General features: G+C 38.5%; 19 protein-coding genes. All 19 read left to right on the top strand.

All coding sequences use genetic code 11. The annotated features are described in order from the left end of the window. The first annotated feature begins 139 nt into the window (after positions 1-139). The 19 genes from RU93_RS03610 (at position 140) to RU93_RS03520 (ending at position 17,324) form a co-directional block, all read left to right on the top strand. Complete coding sequence (locus tag RU93_RS03610; RefSeq protein WP_071874244.1) at positions 140-1,159, top strand: Gfo/Idh/MocA family oxidoreductase; 1,020 nt, start codon at positions 140-142, stop codon at positions 1,157-1,159. Between the two features lie 124 nt (positions 1,160-1,283). Further along, positions 1,284-1,523, top strand: coding sequence for a preprotein translocase subunit SecG (gene secG, locus RU93_RS03605; protein ID WP_071874243.1), 240 nt, complete (start codon positions 1,284-1,286; stop codon positions 1,521-1,523). Between the two features lie 108 nt (positions 1,524-1,631). Next, on the top strand, positions 1,632-2,372 hold the full coding sequence (locus tag RU93_RS03600) for an alpha/beta hydrolase (RefSeq protein WP_071874242.1): 741 nt from the start codon (positions 1,632-1,634) through the stop codon (positions 2,370-2,372). Beyond that, the gene (gene rnr, locus RU93_RS03595; protein WP_211272549.1) at positions 2,362-4,731 is read left to right on the top strand and encodes a ribonuclease R; all 2,370 of its coding nucleotides are present in this window, start codon (positions 2,362-2,364) and stop codon (positions 4,729-4,731) included. The genes RU93_RS03600 and rnr overlap by 11 nt, the downstream gene beginning before the upstream one ends. 27 nt (positions 4,732-4,758) lie before the next feature. After that, positions 4,759-5,217, top strand: coding sequence for an SsrA-binding protein SmpB (smpB, locus tag RU93_RS03590; RefSeq protein WP_071874240.1), 459 nt, complete (start codon positions 4,759-4,761; stop codon positions 5,215-5,217). 266 nt (positions 5,218-5,483) lie between these two features. Further along, positions 5,484-6,206 (top strand): F0F1 ATP synthase subunit A, encoded by a 723-nt coding sequence (gene atpB, locus RU93_RS03585; protein WP_071874239.1) that lies wholly within the window; start codon positions 5,484-5,486, stop codon positions 6,204-6,206. A 33-nt stretch (positions 6,207-6,239) separates the two neighbouring features. Next, a complete protein-coding gene (gene atpE / locus RU93_RS03580) occupies positions 6,240-6,452 on the top strand; it encodes a F0F1 ATP synthase subunit C (RefSeq protein ID WP_071874238.1) in 213 nt (70 codons plus the stop codon). 121 nt (positions 6,453-6,573) lie between these two features. Beyond that, positions 6,574-7,104 carry a F0F1 ATP synthase subunit B gene (gene atpF / locus RU93_RS03575; RefSeq protein WP_071874237.1) on the top strand — a complete coding sequence of 177 codons (531 nt, stop codon included), beginning with the start codon at positions 6,574-6,576 and terminating at the stop codon, positions 7,102-7,104. Continuing rightward, complete coding sequence (gene atpH, locus RU93_RS03570; RefSeq protein WP_071874236.1) at positions 7,091-7,633, top strand: ATP synthase F1 subunit delta; 543 nt, start codon at positions 7,091-7,093, stop codon at positions 7,631-7,633. Before atpF ends, atpH begins: the two co-directional genes overlap by 14 nt. 24 nt (positions 7,634-7,657) lie before the next feature. Beyond that, positions 7,658-9,214 carry a F0F1 ATP synthase subunit alpha gene (gene atpA / locus RU93_RS03565; protein WP_071874235.1) on the top strand — a complete coding sequence of 519 codons (1,557 nt, stop codon included), beginning with the start codon at positions 7,658-7,660 and terminating at the stop codon, positions 9,212-9,214. Positions 9,215-9,229: 15 nt separating this feature from the next. Then, positions 9,230-10,141, top strand: coding sequence for a F0F1 ATP synthase subunit gamma (locus RU93_RS03560; RefSeq protein ID WP_071874234.1), 912 nt, complete (start codon positions 9,230-9,232; stop codon positions 10,139-10,141). Between the two features lie 26 nt (positions 10,142-10,167). Next, positions 10,168-11,574: a F0F1 ATP synthase subunit beta gene (gene atpD, locus RU93_RS03555; protein WP_071874233.1), complete on the top strand. Its 1,407-nt coding sequence runs from the start codon at positions 10,168-10,170 to the stop codon at positions 11,572-11,574. Positions 11,575-11,587: 13 nt separating this feature from the next. After that, positions 11,588-12,010, top strand: a complete 423-nt coding sequence (locus tag RU93_RS03550; RefSeq protein ID WP_071874232.1) for a F0F1 ATP synthase subunit epsilon — start codon at positions 11,588-11,590, stop codon at positions 12,008-12,010. 384 nt (positions 12,011-12,394) lie between these two features. After that, on the top strand, positions 12,395-12,628 hold the full coding sequence (locus RU93_RS03545) for a DUF1146 family protein (protein WP_071874231.1): 234 nt from the start codon (positions 12,395-12,397) through the stop codon (positions 12,626-12,628). Between the two features lie 212 nt (positions 12,629-12,840). Then, the gene (murA, locus tag RU93_RS03540) at positions 12,841-14,142 is read left to right on the top strand and encodes a UDP-N-acetylglucosamine 1-carboxyvinyltransferase (RefSeq protein WP_071874230.1); all 1,302 of its coding nucleotides are present in this window, start codon (positions 12,841-12,843) and stop codon (positions 14,140-14,142) included. Beyond that, positions 14,132-14,335, top strand: a complete 204-nt coding sequence (locus RU93_RS03535) for a DNA-directed RNA polymerase subunit beta (RefSeq protein ID WP_245785364.1) — start codon at positions 14,132-14,134, stop codon at positions 14,333-14,335. Before murA ends, RU93_RS03535 begins: the two co-directional genes overlap by 11 nt. 355 nt (positions 14,336-14,690) lie before the next feature. Then, entirely contained in the window at positions 14,691-15,353 is a 663-nt protein-coding gene (locus RU93_RS03530; protein ID WP_071874228.1) for a 3D domain-containing protein, read from the top strand. Positions 15,354-15,460: 107 nt separating this feature from the next. After that, positions 15,461-15,745, top strand: coding sequence for a membrane protein insertion efficiency factor YidD (gene yidD, locus RU93_RS03525; protein WP_071874227.1), 285 nt, complete (start codon positions 15,461-15,463; stop codon positions 15,743-15,745). Positions 15,746-16,136: 391 nt separating this feature from the next. Beyond that, positions 16,137-17,324 (top strand): ABC transporter substrate-binding protein, encoded by a 1,188-nt coding sequence (locus RU93_RS03520; protein ID WP_071874226.1) that lies wholly within the window; start codon positions 16,137-16,139, stop codon positions 17,322-17,324. The last annotated feature ends 26 nt before the right edge of the window (positions 17,325-17,350 follow it).

Raw genomic sequence — 17,350 nt, 5'->3', positions numbered from 1 at the left:
TTTCTGAACATAATGTTTAAACTAGAAGGCTTTTTTTCAAAACAATTGATAACGAAGACCTAGATTGGGGCCAAGGCTTGTACTTCAAGTAATCTCGCTTATAATAAAGAGACAATCATTCATTCTGGGAGGAATTAATATGTTAACAATTGCTTATATTGCCAATGGAAAAAGTACAAATCGCTATCATTTACCTTTTTCAACGAAATTAGCGGATAAAATTAACGTCAAAACGATTTATTCTCGGACGCATAAAGACGAATGGGCACCCATTGAAGGCGTTCATTATACGACGGATTTAGATGATATTTTACAGGATGAAGAGATCCAATTAGTCGTTGTGACAACACCAGGAAAGATGCACTATGACTATGCAAGATTATTATTAGAACATGGTAAAAACGCCTTAATTGAAAAACCTTTTACAGAAACTGCAGCACAAGCAAAAGAACTCTTTGCGCTAGCTAAAGAAAAAGGCTTATTTCTTCAATGTTATCAAAACCGTCGCTTTGACTCCGATTTTCTAACGGTTCAAAAAGTAATTGAAAGTGGTGTTTTGGGAGATATTCTAGAAGTAGAGATGCACTTTGATTATTTCCGTCCTGAAATACCGGAGAATACTCATACGTATTCGCAAATGGACAGTTATTTATATGCGCACGGTTGTCATACTATCGATCAAGTCTTGTCCTATTTTGGGGACCCAGATGAGATTCATTATGACGTGCGTCAATTACTTGGAAAAGGGCGCATGAATGATTACTTTGATTTAGATTTTAATTACGGCGGGATGAAAGTTTCGATCAAATCAAGTTACTTTCGTTTGAAAGAACGACCAAGTTTTGTTGTGTATGGCAAAAAAGGCTGTTTTGTCAAAGCGACAAAAGATCGGCAAGAAGAGCACTTAAAACTTTTCCATATGCCAGAAAATGCTGATTTTGGGGTGGATTTACCGGAACATTACGGCACGTTAACATATATGGATGATCAAGGTGTCTACCACGAGGAGAAAGTGGTCTCTGAAGTAGGCGATTATAGTCGCTTTTATGACGCGCTCTATGCAACAATCATTGAAGGAAAAGATAAATTAGTGAAAGACGAAGAAACCATTCGCCAATTAGAAATTTTAGAAACAGGAAGTCAATTGAATCAAGCGTAATCATTGATGGATGAAACGAGCTGAAAGGTTTTCTTTTTAAGAGTGTATAGGATTTCCTCTAGTCAAAAAAAAAAACTTGTGCTAAAGTATAGAAGACGGATACTAAGGTAAAGGGGGATTTCAAGTGTATAGTTTTATTTTAGGAACAGTCATTGTGCTGTCCATTGTCTTAATTATTGCCATTTTGATGCAACCAAGCAAACAAAATAGTGCAGCAAGTGCCTTTTCGGGCGGTGCAGATCAACTTTTTGGGAAGCAAAAAGCACGGGGATTTGAAGCCGTGATGCAACGTGCGACCGCTGTTTTAAGTGCGGTATGGATTATTTTACTTTTTGTATTAGTGTTGTTATCATCCGGAAAATAAGAACGAGAGCTTAGGCGAGGTCCTAAGTTCTTTTTTTATCTTCAATATAGCCTAGCAAGAGTAATTCCGCGGCTTCTATGTTAAAATATAAAGCGAGGTGATCATTCAATGGAACAATCAAAACAATTTCCAGAAGCGCTTTTTTTTCCAAAAGGGAGCAAGGCGATTTTGCTATTGCATGCGTATACAGGGAGTTATAATGATGTTCGTATGCTCGCGCGAATGTTAGAAAGTAAGGGATATACGGTTTATGCACCATTATTTACAGGACATGGCACAAAAAATCCGGCTGATATTTTAGCAGAGCACCCATCAACGTGGTGGGAGGATACGACGCAAGCATTAACGTTCTTAAGAAATCTTGGCTATCAACAAATCGCTGTTTTTGGGTTATCAATGGGTGGACTCTACGCGATGGCTGCGCTCCAAGAAGAAAATGTCATTGGTGGTGGGGCATTTTGTTCGCCATTAGCGCCGATGCCTACGACGATTCATGCGAATTTTATGCTTTACGCGCGTCATTATGTAACCGAAGTGCATCATTTAGAAGAAATCAAAGCGGCTTCGTTGAAACAACTCTCAGCGATTGAGCACTATTCCGCTCGTATCCAACAACAGCTAGCCGATATTCGTGTTCCTGTATTTTTAGCACAAGCTGGAAACGATCAATTAATTACACCAAGCACGGTCTATCACGCTGCACAAAAGTTCACTCAAACGCGTTGTAGTGTCCAGTGGTATCCTAAGAGTGGTCATGTGATTACAGTGGGACCTGACCGAAAAGAATTTGAAAAAGACGTGCTTCATTTTGTTGAAGGATTGTCTTGGAATGAGGAAAATAATGAATGAAACAATTAAAATAAAGGTATTACACTTTATGGCACAAAGTAAGAAAAAAAGTTTTTCAATCGAAGAAATAGCAACAGGGGTAGAGATGCAAAAAGGAGCTGACTTTAAAGTCTTAGTTCAGACGGTTGCGACCTTGGAACAAGAAAAAAGTGTCATATTTACGAAAAAAGGCAAAATTAAACTTCCGCAAAAAGAAGTCTTACTTGAAGGAATCTTTCGTCGAAACGAACGAGGCTTTGGTTTTGTCAACGTTGACCCTGAAGAAGATGATATTTATATTGCAAAAGAACAGACTCTCATGGCACTTGAAGGAGATACCGTAGCGATTGATATCACGCATCCAGCAGATCCTTTTAAAGAAAAAGGGGCAGAAGGACAAGTCGTTGAGATTCGTGAACGAAAACTCACCCAAGTGGTTGGGGAGTTCACCTTATTTTCGGACGAAGAAATCAAAGAGTCAGATTTATATGGTGTCGTGAAACCAAAAGATAAAAAATTAACCGGGTTTAAAGTCTTTGTTGCAGCTGAAGGTATCCGGCCCATGGATGGCAGTATTGTAATTGTGGAAATTACTCACTATCCTGACGAAGAGTATCCAACGACTTTTGAAGGGTTAGTTAAACAAGTAATTGGTTATAAAGATGAACCTGGAATGGATATTTTATCGATTGTTGTTGCGAATGGTATTCCAACAAAATTTGCGGAAGATGTCTTAGAACAAGCCAATCAAGTCCCTGATACGATTAATCCAGCAGATTTTCCTGATCGTCGAAACTTAATTGGTGAGCAAATTGTCACGATTGATGGCGAAGATGCCAAAGATTTAGATGACGCCATTAGTGTTCGAAAGTTAGAAAATGGAAACTACTATCTAGGGGTGCACATTGCGGACGTTTCGTATTATGTGACGCAAGAGAGTCCGCTAGATAGAGAAGCTTTTGAGCGTGGAACGAGTGTATATTTAACGGATCGAGTGATTCCGATGTTGCCGCAGCGCTTATCTAATGGTATTTGCTCATTGAATCCAAACGTCCCACGCCTTGCGATGAGTTGTGAGATGGAGATTGATTCACTTGGGAATATCTTGACGTATGATATATATGAGAGTGTTATTCAATCAGTTGCCCGCATGACGTATAGCGCAGTCAACGAAATTTTAGAAGCTGAAAATCCCGAAATTATCAAGCAGTACCAAACACTTGTCCCAATGTTTGAGGAGATGGCTAATTTACACCATTTATTAGAGGCAATGCGTAAACGCCGTGGAGCAGTTACTTTTGAAGATAATGAAGCGAAAGTGATCGTTGATGAAGACGGCCATCCGTTAGAAATTGAGTTTCGTAAAAGAGGCGTAGGTGAACGCTTAATCGAATCCTTTATGTTAGCAGCTAATGAAACGGTAGCCAAGCATTTTAATCAAAAAAACTTTCCGTTCATTTATCGGATTCACGAAGAACCGAAAGAAGAAAAAATGCGACGTTTTATGGATTTTGCTTCTATTTTAGGAATTGTTGTTAAAAATAATAAAGGATCCGTATCGCCAAAAGACTTACAAGCTATTGTGGAAGAAGTCGCAGACAAGCCCGAAGCAATGGTGATTAATACGATGTTGTTAAGAAGTATGCAGCAAGCAAAATATAGCGAAGAGAATTATGGCCATTATGGCTTAGCGGCAGAGTATTATACTCACTTTACTTCTCCAATTCGTCGTTATCCGGATTTAATTGTTCATCGCTTAATTCGTTCATATCAAACGGATGATTCATTGGATAATCAAGGCTATTGGGAAGAAAATTTACCTGAAATCGCCTTTCATAGTTCGCAAATGGAACGTCGCGCGGTCAATGCGGAACGAGAAGTCGATGCATTGAAGAAAGCAGAATTTATGGCAGATCATATTGATGAAGAATTTGATGGCGTTATCAGTTCAGTCATGAAATTTGGCTTCTTCGTTGAATTACCAAATACAATTGAAGGATTAATTCATATGTCGACTCTTCACCAAGATTACTTCCATTATGTTGAAAATCATCTTGCATTAGTCGGTGAACGAACAGGTCAGACCTTTAAAATCGGACAAAAAGTTCGAATCAAGGTAAGAAAAGCTGATCCAGAAACAAGAGAAATTGATTTTGAATTAATTGAAGCAGCAGAAGTTGCCCCGATTCTTATGAAAAATCGCAACAAGGAAAAAAAGGGTACACGAACAAATGCGAAGCCTAAGTTTGAAATCAAAACAGCCCCAGAACGAGTGGAGGGTGCAGGCAAAAAGAAAACAGGGAAGAAAAAAGGGAAAAAGAAACCTTTTTACGCTTCTGCACTTAAAAAGAAACATAAAAAAACCGATAAAAAGAAATGAGGTTGAATACCTCTTGGAGGGTCCGAAATGCCAAAAGGTAAAGGAAATGTAATCGCGCAAAATAGAAAAGCAAGCCATGATTACACCATTGTCGAAGCAATCGAAGCAGGTGTGGTCTTAAAAGGAACAGAAATTAAATCGATCCGCAATAGTCGGATTAATTTGAAAGATGGTTTTGTGAGAATCCGTAACGGAGAAGCGTATTTATTCAATGTTCATATTAGTCCGTATGAACAAGGGAATATTTTTAATCATGATCCGTTGCGCACACGAAAACTCCTTCTTCATAAACGTCAAATCCGTAAACTTGAAACGGAAGCAAAAAATGCGGGGATGACGATTGTTCCCTTAAAAGTCTATTTGAAAGATGGTTATGCAAAAGTTTTAATTGGACTTGCGAAAGGGAAGAAGGACTACGATAAGCGAGAATCTTTGAAACGCAAAGATCAAGATCGTCAAATTCAACGCGTTCTGAAAAACCGCTAGTTATCGTAAATGAAATTTTTGCACAAAATCCGAGTTCGTCGACGAAAAAATCTCGATTTGTAGTAGGTATTTTACTTATCATTAGCAAAATTGTGTCTTTTTAAATTTACGATTACAATTTTAAATGGATAATAGTAGGGTTTTGCTGAAAATGTTTTGAAATTTTTCTATCATGGTGGTATGATACCAATTGTCATCATAAGTATGAGAAAAAACGAACAAACCACAGGCTCGTTTTAAGATACTTGAGAAAAGAGGTGAAGATTTTGGAAGAACGTTCACTCCTGTTTCAAATAGGTCCGATTTGGTTTGATGGGACGATTATTATTATGACATTGTTGACATGTATTCTCATTTTTTCATTTGTATTCATTTGCAGTCGGAATTTACAAATTCGACCCAAAGGAAAACAAAATGTGCTGGAATACATTGTTGATTTTGTTAGAGGAATATTAAGTAGTCAATTACCAAACAAAAAAGAAGTGAATCATTATCATTTGTTAGGTTTTACGTTATTTTTATTTATTTTAGTTTCAAATGAAATAGGATTAATCACAAAAATTGTGACACCAAGTGAGATTTCACTTTGGAAAAGTCCAACCGCCGATCCCATTGTGACCTTAGGATTAGCGATGACAGTCATTGTGTTTACCCATTATATGGGTATTCAACGATTTGGATTAAAGAATTATTTTGTTAATTCGTATTTGAAGCCTGTAAGCTTTATTTTGCCAATTAAATTGCTAGAAGAATTTACGAATGTTATTAGTCTAGGATTACGTTTATATGGTAATATTTTTGCAGGGGAGGTTCTTTTAGGATTAATCGTTTCATTGGTTACATCGATTGGTTGGGTTGCCTTACCGCTAGCCGTCCCACTTGAAATGATTTGGATTGGTTTCTCACTATTCATTGGTGCCATCCAAGCCTATGTATTTGTTACTTTAACCATGGTTTTCTTAAGTCATAAAATTGCAATTGATCATTAAAATAATAGGAACTATTAATAGGAGGAAAATATTATGAATTTTATCGCAGCAGGGTTAGCAATTGTCGGATCGGCATTAGGTGCAGCATACGGGAACTCTAAAGTGGTTTCAACCACATTAGAATCAATGGCTCGCCAACCAGAACTTTCAAGTGAGTTACGTTCAACAATGATTCTTGGAATGGCCTTCATCGAGGCAGTGCCCATTTTAGGAGTAGTGGTTGCCTTACTTCTTGTTTTAAATTAAGAGACAAGAAAAGCAGAAGCGATTGGTTTAAAAAATCCTTCTGCTTTTTTAAATATAAAATCGGCGTCTCTTTTTTTTATTTGATTAAAAGGAGAAGCATAGAGATAGGAGTGTCTAGCAGATGCTAAATCAGTTAGTATTATTGAATGCTGTTGGCTATCAGACCACTATTAGTAGTATTGTAGTCGTGACAGGATCCTTTATTTTACTATTAGTGTTGATTAAGAAATTTGCTTGGGAGCAGATTGTGGAAGTGTTCCAAAAGCGTGCAGACCAAATTAACCACGACTTAGATTCTGCTGAAGAATCGCGTGTGAAGGCGAAAAAACACGAAGAAATCATGATGCAACGATTGTCTGCTTCTCAACTAGAAGCGGCGACCATTGTCAAAGAGGCCAAGCAAGTGGGAGAGTTTAACCGCCAAGTCATCTTAAACGAAACAAAAGAAGAAGTTGCTCGGATGAAAGAAAAAGCCCAAGCAGCGCTATTAAACGAAAAAGAGCAAGCGCTTGTTGAAGTAAAACAAGAAGTGGCTCAACTATCGATTCAATTAGCAGAAAAAATTCTAAGTCATGAGCTTTCTTTGGAAAATCAAGAAATGTTAATCGATCAGTATATTGATGGATTAGGTTCAGATTATGAAACTCGATAAATATACCGTTGGAAAACGTTATGGTAAAGCATTGTTTGAATTGGCGGAAGAAGAACAAGTGCTAGATAGCGTTTTTCACGATGTCCAAACCCTCCGAGAAGTAATCGTTGGTGTCCCTGAATTAAGCCTTATTTTGAATAACCCGAATGTTCCGACAGTCGAGAAACAACAACTATTGCATTCATTGCTTCAAGAGATGGAAGAAGTCACTCGTCATTCACTTTTAGTCATTACGGAAAATCATCGCTTGTTAGAATTACCGTTTATTTTTGATGCATTTGAAGAAGCATATTACGAATCTAAAAGAATTTTAAAAGCGACAGTCACAACGGTTGTTCCTTTAACAAGCAAACAAAAAGAACAACTGTCTAAGAAGCTTACACAGCAATTTGGTTATGAGACAGTTGCGTTTCACGAGCAAATTGATTCGAGCATATTAGGCGGAGTTATTCTAGAAATGAAGCATCAAATTATTGATGGTAGTGTGAAAACACGATTAGAAACGTTAAAAAAAGCACTAAGTAAATAGGACTGGGTAGAAGAGGTGAAGTGAATGTCCATTAAAGCAGAAGAGATTAGTTCTTTAATTAAGGAACAAATTAAAAATTATAACATTAAATTATCAGTAGAAGAAATTGGAACTGTGACATATGTGGGTGACGGAATTGCGCGTGCACATGGCTTAGAAAATGCGATGAGTGGAGAATTGCTGGAATTTTCAAATGGTGCTTTTGGAATGGCTCAAAACTTAGAATCAAATGATGTTGGGATTATTGTTTTAGGTGATTTTGAAACCATTCGCGAAGGCGATCACGTGAAGAGAACGGGGAAAATCATGGATGTTCCCGTTGGTGAGGCCCTCATTGGACGTGTTGTCAATCCGCTAGGTCAACCAATTGATGGTTTAGGCCCGATTAAAACGGATAAATTTCGACCAGTAGAAGCAGCTGCTCCAGGTGTGATGCAACGACAATCGGTGACAGAACCAATGCAAACAGGCTCTAAAGCGATTGACGCATTAGTACCAATTGGACGTGGACAACGGGAATTGATTATCGGTGACCGTAAAACAGGGAAAACGTCTATCGCCATTGATACGATTATTAATCAAAAAGGTCAAGACATGATTTGTATTTATGTTGCTATCGGTCAAAAAGATTCGACTGTCCGTTCACAAGTAGAAACCTTACGTCAACACGGCGCGTTAGATTATACGATTGTGGTTGCTGCCGGTGCGTCACAACCCGCACCGTTGCTGTACATTGCGCCTTACGCGGGAACAGCTATGGGAGAAGAATTTATGTACAATGGGAAACATGTCCTGATTGTCTTTGATGATTTATCCAAACAAGCAGTTGCTTATCGTGAATTATCATTGTTACTACGTCGTCCGCCAGGTCGCGAAGCGTATCCTGGAGATGTCTTTTATTTACACTCTCGTTTATTAGAACGTGCTGCGAAGTTGAGTGATGCTTTAGGAGGCGGTTCAATGACGGCTTTACCATTCGTTGAAACACAAGCAGGAGATATCTCTGCATATATTCCAACAAACGTGATTTCGATTACGGATGGTCAAATTTTCTTAGAAAGTGATTTATTCTACTCAGGAGTTCGTCCAGCGGTTGCAGCAGGACTTTCAGTTTCACGGGTAGGTGGATCTGCACAAATTAAAGCGATGAAGAAAGTAGCTGGAACACTCCGTTTAGATTTAGCGAGTTATCGTGAATTAGAGGCCTTTACTCAATTTGGTTCAGACTTAGATACCGCGACTCAAGCGAAACTCAATCGTGGTCGTAGAACAGTAGAAATCTTAAAACAAAAATTACATGCACCATTGCCCGTTGAAAAACAAGTTTTAATTTTATATGCACTAACACATGGATTTTTAGATACCATTCCTGTCAATCGTATTTTAGAATTTGAGACAAGTTTATTTGATTTTATTGAAAGCCAACATGCAGAGTTACTCACAACGATTCGGACAACAAAAGATTTACCGTCCTTAGAATTGTTAGATGAAGCGATTCAAACTTGTAGCAATCAATTTTTAGCAGCGAGTATTAATGCGGGTTCCACACAAGCAAAATTAGCTGCATTGGAAAATGTATAAAAGAGGTGAGTGTTAATGGGTGCATCCTTAAATGAAATTAAACAGCGAATTGTTTCAACGAAAAAAACAAGTCAAATTACCCGTGCGATGCAAATGGTATCGGCTTCTAAATTGACTCGATCAGAAGAACATTCCAATAATTTTCAAATTTACGCCTCAAAGGTGAGAGAACTCGTCACTCATATCACGGCAACACTTCCAGAAGAATTGATGTATCAAATGGGCGAATACAACGATACGGAAATCAATTATCAAAGTATGCTTGCTCATCGACCGGTAAAGCGGACAGCTTACATTGTGATCACTTCTGATGGAGGCTTAGTTGGTGGGTATAATAGTGCGATTTTAAAACAAATGATGACGATATTTGAAGAAGATCATTCCACGCCAGAAGAGTACGTTATTTTAGCAATTGGGGGTACTGGAGCGGACTTCTTTAAAGCAAGAGGAGTGAATGTTGCTTACGAATTAAGACATTTGTCGGATCAACCAAGTTTTGATGAAGTTCGTAAGATTGTCTCACTCACAACGACAATGTTTAAAAATGAAGTCTTTGATGAACTCTATGTTTGCTATAATCATCACGTTAACTCATTAACTAGTCAATTTCGGGTTGAAAAAATGTTACCGATTATTGATATTAATCATGATGAGGCCGTTTCATACGAGCAAGAATATATTTTTGAACCGTCCAGAGAAACAATTTTGAAGCAATTATTACCACAATATGCGGAAAGTTTAATCTATGGAGCGATTGTTGACGCAAAAACGGCGGAACATGCAGCCGGAATGGCAGCAATGAAGATGGCAACGGATAATGCAAAAACAATTATTGATGATTTAACGATCTCGTACAATCGTGCACGCCAAAGTGCGATTACCCAAGAGATTACAGAAATTGTTGGTGGCGCAGCTGCGCTCGAATAATTTCTTGAATGAATGGAGGAAAATGAATGAGTTCAGGCAAGATTGTCCAAGTGGTAGGTCCCGTTGTTGATGTGGGATTCTCCGTCGACCAAACTTTACCAGATATTAATAATGCGTTAATTGTCTATAAAAATAACGAAGAAAAAACAAAAGTAGTGCTTGAAGTCGCATTGGAACTAGGTGATGGTGTGATTCGGACGATTGCAATGGAATCCACCGATGGCTTACAGCGAGGAATGGAAGTGTTTGATACCGGTCAATCAATATCAGTCCCTGTGGGCAAAGAAACGCTTGGACGAGTATTTAATGTCTTAGGCGAAGTGATTGATCAAGGTACTCCCTTCCCAGAAACCGTTAAGCGTGAAGGAATCCATAAAAATGCACCGAAATTTGAAGATTTAAGTGCAAGTACAGAAATACTAGAAACAGGTATTAAAGTAATTGATCTTTTAGCACCCTATTTAAAAGGCGGAAAAGTGGGTCTTTTTGGTGGCGCTGGTGTCGGCAAAACTGTCTTAATCCAAGAATTGATTCATAATATCGCGCAAGAGCATGGTGGGATCTCCGTCTTCACTGGTGTTGGAGAACGCACGCGTGAAGGTAATGATTTATACTTTGAAATGAAAGAATCTGGTGTAATCGAAAAAACGGCAATGGTTTTTGGTCAAATGAATGAGCCACCGGGTGCTCGGATGCGTGTTGCTTTAACAGGCCTAACGATTGCGGAATATTTCCGGGACGTTGAAGGACAAGATGTCTTGCTATTTATTGATAATATTTTCCGCTTTACTCAAGCAGGTTCAGAAGTTTCGGCTCTTTTAGGACGGATGCCGTCTGCTGTTGGGTATCAGCCAACATTAGCCACAGAAATGGGGCAACTTCAAGAGCGTATTACCTCAACTAAAAAAGGCTCTATTACATCTATTCAAGCGATTTATGTACCGGCCGATGACTATACTGATCCGGCTCCAGCGACAGCGTTTGCCCATTTGGATGCGACGACGAACTTGGAACGGAAATTAACGGAACAAGGAATTTATCCAGCAGTGGATCCTCTAGCGTCGTCTTCGAGTGCTTTAGCTCCTGAAATTGTCGGAGAAGAGCATTATCAAGTTGCAATGGAAGTGCAACGAACACTCCAACGCTATCGCGAGTTACAAGATATTATTGCGATTTTGGGAATGGATGAATTATCCGATCAAGAAAAAATCTTAGTAGCGCGTGCTAGACGTATCCAATTTTTCTTATCGCAAAACTTTAACGTTGCAGAACAATTTACGGGACAACCAGGCTCTTACGTCCCAGTTGCTGAAACGATTAAGGGATTTAAAGAAATTTTAGAAGGTATTCACGATCATATTCCTGAAGATGCCTTCCGTAGTGTAGGAACAATTGAAGACGTCGTTGAAAAAGCGAAAAAAATAGGTTACTAGAAAGAGGTGCCTAATGACTCGACATTTAACAGTAAACATTGTCACTCCAAATGGCGTGGTTTATGAACATCACGCCCACATGGTTGTGGCGAAAACACTTGATGGCGATTTGGGGATTTTACCACGACACGCCCCGATTATTGCGCCATTAGCGATTGATGAAGTCCGGATCAAACGTATTGATTCTGATGATCATGTGGACTGGATTGCCATTAATGGTGGTGTCATTGAAGTGCGTGATGATATCGTCACTATTATTGCTGATAGTGCGGAACGCGAAAGAGACATCGATGTTTCACGAGCTGAACGTGCGAAAAATCGGGCAGAAGAATTAATTCGTGAAGCGAAGTCGCATGCCGATGTTGATGAATTACGTCGAGCAACGGTTGCCCTTCATCGAGCGATTAATCGTATTAATGTTTCGAAACATCAATAACGCAAAAAGCAAAAACAGTTCGAAAGAGCCGTTTTTGCTTTTTTTTGAAAATGGTTTGCAAGAAAGAGCAAGAGAATTGTTGATACGATTTATTCAATTTCTACGCACGTTGACCTATGAGGTTTTTTTAGGTTGTATAACTTTTAGCGTTGATGACTGATATTTTTATAATCTTTCAACATTTTTCAAGATTTTTTCTAGGTATAATATTTATTAGTGTCGATGGCTACTTCCATGAATATGAGCGTATCGAGCGAGTGTGACCCTCGTCACCAGCAATCATGCAGAAAGTGAGACACATTGTTTATGTCAAGAGAAGAAATATCCAAACAGTTGTAAGTATGTTATGATAAATAGGTAATTTTTGATTGAGAGGTGTTAAAAATGGACGTTTATGGCATTGATACGATTATTCGAATCGTCACTCATTTTATTTTTATTTATCTTGCATTTTGGTCACTGGGTGCATTACGGCTAGATGCTTTTTTTAAAGCGGACCATATTCCCCAAGTCCGTATGCTACTGACGTTACTTTCCATTGGGATTGGCTATTTGGCAAGTTCGTTTGTCTTAGAGCTGATTGTTTTGTCTAAAAATCTTTTTGTGGTAGGATTCTAACAAGATTGTACTGTAAAAGATAATGATTTAAAGTGAACTCCTTCATTTCTGAATTATTAGTGAATGGTCCTTGCTCGTCAAAAGCTAGTAGTTAGTTGAATTGTGAAGGAATGCCCATTTTAAGGAATATTTAAACAATCTAGGAATGAACTGTGGTATAATTAAAAAGATTTTTAAAAAGCACGTAATGTTCTATTGGAGGGTATACTATAATGGAAGAAATTATCGTTCGAAGCGGTAATAAACTAGAAGGAAATGTTAAAATTGAAGGGGCAAAAAATGCAGTTTTACCGATTTTAGCAGCGAGTTTATTAGCCGAAGAAGGAACATCGATTTTAACAAATGTTCCTGTTTTATCGGATGTTTTAACAATGAATCAAGTCATTCATCATTTAAATGCAACAATTGATTTTAATGAACAAACAAATACAGTCACAATTGACGCACAACCTACACTAGCTATTGAAGCACCTTACGAATACGTGAGTGAAATGCGCGCTTCAATTGTTGTGATGGGCCCGCTGTTGGCACGCAATGGTCATGCAAAAGTTGCAATGCCAGGTGGTTGTGCTATCGGGAAGCGTCCGATTGACTTACATTTAAAAGGATTTCAAGCACTTGGTGCAACGATTATTCAAAATGAGGGATACATTGAAGCGATTGCTGATGAATTAATCGGAAGTAATATTTATTTGGATTTTCCAAGTGTGGGAGCAACTCAAAATATTATGATGGCGGCTGTTAAAGCAAAAGGCATCACAACCATTGATAACGTGGCAAGAGAACCTGAAATTGTTGATTTAGCTAATTTTTTAAATAAAATGGGCGCTAAAATTTACGGAGCAGGAACACAAACCATGCGTATTGAAGGGGTAGAAAAACTCGTTGGTGCACGACACAGCATTGTTCAAGACCGGATTGAAGCAGGAACCTTTATGGTTGCTGCTGCGATGACACAAGGGAATGTGTTGATTGAAGAAGCGATCTCTGAACATAATCGACCATTAATTTCTAAATTAGTTGAAATGGGTGTTTCGATTATTGAAGAAAATGGCGGTATTCGAGTGATTGGGCCTGATGAATTAAAACCGACAGACATTAAAACGTTACCTCATCCAGGTTTTCCTACTGATATGCAAGCGCAAATGACGGCGATCCAAGCGATTGCGAGCGGTTTAAATGTCGTGAACGAAACGGTCTTTGAAAATCGTTTCCAACATCTTGAAGAAATGCGTCGAATGAATGCAAAAGTGAAGATTGAAGGCAATATCGCGATGATTGAAGGTGGTACGGCGCTACAAGGGGCTGTCGTCTACGCAACAGACTTGAGAGCTGCTGCGGCACTCATTCTCCTTGGCCTACGAGCAGAAGGCATCACGCGAGTTCGTAACTTAAAATATCTTGATCGTGGCTACTACAAATTCCACGAAAAACTCGCAACACTAGGAGCAGATATCGAACGTGTTTCTGATCAAGAAGTGATGAATAAAGAACCACAACCTGTTGAAGCCTAAGAAAGGACTAGATGAAATGAAAACGAGTCGCTATATTCTTTATACTATTTTAAAAATCGCAGCCGTTTTTTTCATTGCGTTCCTATTATTTTTGGGTGGTTTAATAGTTGGTTACGGCGTGATTGGTGATGGATCACCCATGGCGGTTTTTGATGCAAACATTTGGGCAAACATCACGAGATTTTTGAAATAAAGCTAAAAAGGGATTTCTTTTCATGGAAAAGAGGTCTCTTTTTTTGTCGTAATTGTTATCTGTTTGTAAAATTACGTCTTTTTCTAGTGGAAATAAGCGTATATTGCGATTTATTTTCTAAATATTTCTCACTAAGCGATGAAAAAATTTAAAGCATAAAAAATATAAAAAATGAAAAGGTTGTTATATCAGTCTTTGTTGCAGTAATTATTACTTTGAATTCGCTTAATGTTTCGATTGTAACAAATTGAGGTATAAAATCGTGCTATCTTTCTTTTCTTTAACGAACTCGTAACCTAAGGGTCATAGCGACATGATAAGATACGGTTTGTAAGAAATTAGGAGGAATATATTCATGAAGAGACATTTTCTACCTGTTGCGATGTTGGCAACAATGATGTTAGTCGGAGCGGTGCTGCCAGTTTATGCGGCAGAAAACCAAGAGAATGAAGAAACGATTACAAGAGTAGTAGTGAGCGAAAAAGAAGTACAAGATATTTCCAGTTCATTTTTAGCGTTAGCAACAGAAGGCGAAGCGGTTCAATCCGCTAAGACTAAAATTGCGGCAAAAGAAAAAGCTGAAAAAGAAGCGGCTGAAAAAGCAGCAGCTGAAAAAGCGGCTAAAGAACAAGCCGCGCGCGAAGCCCAAGCAGCTGCTGAGAAAGAAGCCGCGGAACAGGCCGCAGCTGAAGCTGTAGCCCAAGCAGCGACGACCCAGCCCGTGGGACAAACGTTTATTATGGAGTCTACGGCTTATAGTTCAGATCCGGCAGATGCTTTAGGTGGAGGAACCGTAACGGCGACGGGACAAAATTTATTAACGAATCCAATGGCAGTCGCTGTCGATCCCAATGTCATTCCATTAGGAACACGTTTATATGTAGAAGGTTACGGAGAAGCAATCGCTAGTGATACTGGTGGAGCGATTAAAGGTAATATTGTAGACGTCCATTTCTCGACCTACGAACAATGTATTCAGTGGGGGAGACGACAAGTGAAAGTAACAATTTTAGAATAAGCAGTTTAAGCAAGAGACTGAATAAAAGCGTGCTTTTATTCAGTTTTTTTTACTTGTTATTTTTAAGGTTGAAAGGTATATTTACTATGTAAAGTGAGGAGTTCAGTATGCAAAATTTATTAATAAAAATCGTTAGAGGCTATCAACGTTTTATTTCGCCTTTATTCCCACCAAGTTGTCGCTATTACCCAACTTGCTCTACTTATACAATCCATGCATTAAAAGTTCATGGTAGTATGAAGGGGAGTCTGATGGGGGTTGCTAGAATATTGCGATGTCATCCATTTGTTCGTGGAGGCATTGATTATGTACCAATCAAATTTAGTTTAAAGCGAAATCAGGTGGATCAAGAAGAGCCACGCTATACGTATCGAAAACATTCCCATTATTAAGAAGGCACGAGACAGACGACTGTTTCGTGTTTTTTTATGTGTTAGCAAAGGAAGAGTGATTCTTTTTGATTTTAAGCTGCCCAATTGTAATGATTATTCTTACAGACACAGCCTTTCAATGTAATCCCTATTGGACGCACAGTAATTTTTCAATTTGTGAGGAAGTCAGACGGACGATAATGACTCATTAGAAGAGGTTGTGGGAAAGTTCTTTTAGACGGGGGTTCTTGGTTGGTAACGCTTCATTAAAGGGTTGTAAGACAAAAAGTGAAAAGAAATAGTCAAATAAGTGGGAATTGATGAAATATTCAGAAAATTCATTGACAAAGAGATAAAATTTAGGTATATTGAGAAACATATTCAACGAGTTATACAAATTGGGGGAAATAAAATGAGAAAAAAAATGGTGTTTTTATTTGCAAATTTGTTCCTTTTGGCAGCATGTAGTGCAGGACCAACGGGTGGCGGTAATGAAACAAGTGGTTCTGGTGCCGCAGGTGGAAATGAAGCGGGAGAAACGATTAAAATTGGTTTAAACTTAGAGTTATCAGGTCCCGTTGCCGGTTATGGTACACAAGAACAAGAAGGTGTGGAATTAGCGGTCGAAAAAATTAATGCCGAAGGTGGTATTTTAGGGAAACAAGTCGAGCTAATTACGAAAGATAATAAATCTGAAACAAGTGAAGCGGCGACTGCAGCTGCAAACTTAGCAACAAATGATCAAGTAGTAGCAATTATTGGTCCAGCAACTTCTGGAGCAACGAAAGCGACGATTCCTAATGTGACGAAAGCCCAAGTGCCAGTAATCTCTCCTTCAGCGACAGATGACAGTGTCACGATGAATGGCGATCAAGTCCAAGAATTTTTATTCCGTTCATGTTTCCAAGATAGTTTCCAAGGGGTTATTTTAGCGAAATACGCACAAGAACAATTAGGTGCCGAAAAAGCAATTATTCTAGCGGATAATTCAAGTGATTATGCCAAAGGATTAACGAAAGCTTTTAAAGAAGAATATCAAGGTGAGATTGTCTTAGAAGAAAACTTTACTAAAGGAGATAAAGATTTCCAAGCCATCTTAACAAAAGTAAAGAAAGCAGATTTTGATGTTCTCTACATTCCAGGGTATTACGAAGAAGCTGGTTTAATCATCAAACAAGCACGAGAGTTAGGCATTGAGCAACCAATTATCGGGGCAGATGGCTTTGGTGATGAGAAGATGGTTCAATTAGCCGGCGCAGAAAATGTTTCAAACGTCTTTTATACTGGACACTTTTCAACACTTGCACCGTCTAACGATACAGTTGAACCATTTATTGCAGCCTTTAAAGAAAAATATGGCAAAGAACCTTCGACATTTAATGCATTAGCGTACGATGCGATGTTCATGATCAAACAAGCCATTGAAAAAGAAAATGCAGCAGATTCTGCTTCCATTACAAAAGGATTAGCGACCCTGAAAGATTTTGTTGGTGTGACGGGTAATATCACAATGGACGCACAACACAACCCTGAAAAATCATTAGTGGTAGTTGGTTTTACAGATGGGAAAGAAAGTTCTGCAGAAGTAATTAATCCTTAAAAATAAAGGAATGTGAGCTGTGGCAA

The sequence above is a fragment of the Enterococcus aquimarinus genome (assembly GCF_001885765.1).
GTDB classification, from domain to species: Bacteria; Bacillota; Bacilli; order Lactobacillales; family Enterococcaceae; genus Enterococcus_I; species Enterococcus_I aquimarinus.
Note: the sequence above shows the minus strand (reverse complement) of the source record. Positions and strands in the feature narration are given on the sequence as shown.

Coding starts and splice junctions, on each gene's coding strand:
- RU93_RS03610 (WP_071874244.1), top strand. CDS start 140: ATGTTAACAATTGCTTATATTGCCAATGGAAAAAGTACAAATCGCTAT.
- RU93_RS03600 (WP_071874242.1), top strand. CDS start 1,632: ATGGAACAATCAAAACAATTTCCAGAAGCGCTTTTTTTTCCAAAAGGG.
- smpB (WP_071874240.1), top strand. CDS start 4,759: ATGCCAAAAGGTAAAGGAAATGTAATCGCGCAAAATAGAAAAGCAAGC.
- atpE (WP_071874238.1), top strand. CDS start 6,240: ATGAATTTTATCGCAGCAGGGTTAGCAATTGTCGGATCGGCATTAGGT.
- atpF (WP_071874237.1), top strand. CDS start 6,574: ATGCTAAATCAGTTAGTATTATTGAATGCTGTTGGCTATCAGACCACT.
- atpH (WP_071874236.1), top strand. CDS start 7,091: ATGAAACTCGATAAATATACCGTTGGAAAACGTTATGGTAAAGCATTG.
- atpA (WP_071874235.1), top strand. CDS start 7,658: ATGTCCATTAAAGCAGAAGAGATTAGTTCTTTAATTAAGGAACAAATT.
- RU93_RS03560 (WP_071874234.1), top strand. CDS start 9,230: ATGGGTGCATCCTTAAATGAAATTAAACAGCGAATTGTTTCAACGAAA.
- atpD (WP_071874233.1), top strand. CDS start 10,168: ATGAGTTCAGGCAAGATTGTCCAAGTGGTAGGTCCCGTTGTTGATGTG.
- RU93_RS03550 (WP_071874232.1), top strand. CDS start 11,588: ATGACTCGACATTTAACAGTAAACATTGTCACTCCAAATGGCGTGGTT.
- RU93_RS03545 (WP_071874231.1), top strand. CDS start 12,395: ATGGACGTTTATGGCATTGATACGATTATTCGAATCGTCACTCATTTT.
- murA (WP_071874230.1), top strand. CDS start 12,841: ATGGAAGAAATTATCGTTCGAAGCGGTAATAAACTAGAAGGAAATGTT.
- RU93_RS03530 (WP_071874228.1), top strand. CDS start 14,691: ATGAAGAGACATTTTCTACCTGTTGCGATGTTGGCAACAATGATGTTA.
- yidD (WP_071874227.1), top strand. CDS start 15,461: ATGCAAAATTTATTAATAAAAATCGTTAGAGGCTATCAACGTTTTATT.
- RU93_RS03520 (WP_071874226.1), top strand. CDS start 16,137: ATGAGAAAAAAAATGGTGTTTTTATTTGCAAATTTGTTCCTTTTGGCA.